Here is a 2,691-nt window from a genome sequence, read left to right as displayed (position 1 = left end):
TCCCTGGCCGCCCGCAGCCTGCTGCGCACCCTGCAGCCGACCGAAAGGCTGGATGGACTCTGGATCCTGCGCGGCGGCCGCCGGCTGTTGTCCTTCTGCTGCAACGACTATCTGAACCTCAGCCAGCACCCGGCGGTGAAGGCGGCGGCGCAGACGGCGATCGCGCGCTACGGCACCGGCGCCGGTGCCTCGCGCCTGGTCACCGGCAACCAACCGCTGCTGGAGGAGCTGGAGGGAAGGCTGGCCACGCTGAAGGGGGCGGAGGCCGCCTGCGTCTTCGGCTCCGGCTACCTTGCCAATGCCGGCATCATCCCGACCCTGGTTGGCGAGAACGACCTGATCCTGGTCGACGAGCTGGTGCATTCCTGCATCTGGACCGGGGCCAAGCTGGCCGGCTCGCACGTCGCCGTGTTCCGCCACAACGACCTGGCCCACCTGGCCGAGCTGCTGCAGGCCAAGCGCCACAAGCACGAGCACTGCCTGATCGCCACCGACGGCGTGTTCTCGATGGATGGCGATCTGGCGCCGGTGCATGAACTCGGAGCGCTGGCGACGGCGCATGAGGCCTGGCTGCTGACCGACGACGCGCATGGCGTCGGCGTGGTCGGCGGCGGCCGCGGCTCCAGCTTCATCGGCGGGCACAAGGCCGATGTGCCGCTGCAGATGGGCACCCTGTCCAAGGCGCTGGGCAGCTATGGCGGCTATCTCTGCGCCTCGCAGCCGGTGATCGACCTGATCAAGAGCCGCAGCCGCACCCTGGTCTATTCGACCGGCCTGCCGCCGGCCTCGGCCGCGGCGGCGTTGGCGGCACTGGATTTGATCGAGAGCGACGCGGCGCTGATCGCCGAGCCGGTGCGCAAGGCGCGGCTGTTCACCCGGCTGATGAACCTGCCGCAGGCGGAAAGCCCGATCGTGCCCGTCATCATCGGCGACGCCGCGGCGGCGCTGGAGGCAGCGCAGCAGTTGGAGGCCGAGGGCTTCCTGGTCACGGCGATCCGGCCGCCGACCGTGGCGCCCGGCACCTCGCGCCTGCGCTTCACCTTCACCGCGCTGCATCCGGAGGCGGAGATCGCGCGCCTGGCCCGGGTGCTGCGCGCCCAGGGGCTGGGCCCCGGCGAGTCGATCCAATGAGCGGGTTGTTCGTCACCGCCACCGGCACCGAGATCGGCAAGACCTTCGTCACCGCGGCGCTGGCCCGCCACCTGCACCGGCAGGGCCGGGCGGTGCGGGCGCTGAAGCCGGTGGTCAGCGGCTTCGACGACACCACCAAGGCCGACAGCGACCCCGCCATGCTGCTGCGCGCCCTGGACCGGGCGGTGACCGACGCGGCGCTGGCCGACATCGCGCCCTGGCGCTTCATCACGCCGCTGTCGCCCGACATGGCGGCGGCGCGCGAGGGCCGGGCCATCGATTTCGCGGCGCTGGTCGGCCATGGCCGCGATGCGATCGCCGCTTCCGGCCGGGATCCGCTGCTGATCGAAGGCGTCGGCGGCGCCATGGTGCCGCTGACCGGGCGCGAGACCGTGCTGGACTGGATGGCGGCGCTGGGCCTGCCTGTGCTGCTGGTGGCCGGCAGCTATCTCGGCACCATCAGCCACACCCTGACGACGCTGGCGGTGCTGCGCGCCGCCGGGCTCGACACCCGCGCCATCGTCATCAGCGAGACGCCGGGCAGCACGGTGCCGCTGGACGAGACGCGGGACACGATCGCGCGTTTCGCCGGTGTGGTCCCGGTCTTCGTCCTGCCGCGGCAGGCGGAGCCGGAGGCCGCGACGATGGCGGCGATCGCCACCGCCGCAGGATTCTAGACCCAGGCCGGGGAACCGATCGCCCGGCCGTCCCGTTCCGCTTGCGGAAGATCCGCCTCGGGCGGCGGATCGGGGAAGGGGACCGACATGATTTCACGCGTGGCGCTATCGCGCCTGGCCGGCGGCATGGCCATGGCCGGGCTGTTCGCATTTCCGGCCGCGGCTCAGGCACAGAGCAGCGATTCGACACCGAAGCAGACCGTCATCAACCCGACGCCGGAATCGCCGCACCCGCTGGCCGAAGACACCGGGTCGATCCTGGGCTTCACGCTCGAGAACGACCTCTTCGCCAACACCGACCGCAACTACACCAACGGTTTCCGCTTCTCCTACACCACGTCCGAGGCCGTGACGCCGGACTGGCTGCTGAACACGGTGCGGTCGCTGCCGCTGTTCCCCGATGCGGCGCCAGTGCGGTCCAGCTTCAGCTTCGGCCAGAGCATCTTCACGCCGAAGGACACCTCGGAGCACACCCCGGATCCGCATGATCGGCCCTATGCCGCCTGGCTCTACGGCGGCGCGGCCTTCCTGGCGGATTCGGGGGACCGGCTGGACCGGGTGGAACTGCAGGCCGGCGTCGTCGGCCCCTATGCGCTGGGCGAGCAGGTGCAGAACACGGTGCACCACATCATCAATGACGACAGGGCGCGCGGCTGGAGCCACCAGCTGCACAACGAGCCCGGCGTGCTGCTGAGCTATGAGCGCACCTGGCGCAGCGCCTATGTCGCGGCGCCGCTGGGCATCGGCTTCGACCTCTCGCCCTATGTCGGCGCCACCGTCGGCAACGTGCTGACCCAGGCCTCGGTCGGCGCCACCATGCGGCTGGGCTTCGACCTGCCGGTCGATTACGGCCCGCCGCGGATCCGGCCGAGCATCCCGGGGT

General features: G+C 71.2%; 3 protein-coding genes. All 3 read left to right on the top strand.

The window, feature by feature from the left end:
• The coding region (gene bioF, locus AC3XYG_RS37670; protein WP_489145029.1) for an 8-amino-7-oxononanoate synthase at window positions 1–1,131 on the top strand (1,131 nt) is incomplete at its 5' end.
• Entirely contained in the window at window positions 1,128–1,808 is a 681-nt protein-coding gene (bioD, locus tag AC3XYG_RS37665; protein WP_489145028.1) for a dethiobiotin synthase, read from the top strand. The genes bioF and bioD, both read left to right, overlap by 4 nt.
• Window positions 1,809–1,895: 87 nt before the next feature.
• The coding region (locus AC3XYG_RS37660) for a lipid A deacylase LpxR family protein (RefSeq protein ID WP_489145027.1) at window positions 1,896–2,691 on the top strand (796 nt) is incomplete at its 3' end.

It is taken from the genome of Inquilinus sp. (genome assembly GCF_057815775.1).
This window is presented reverse-complemented; position numbering and strand designations above follow the sequence as displayed.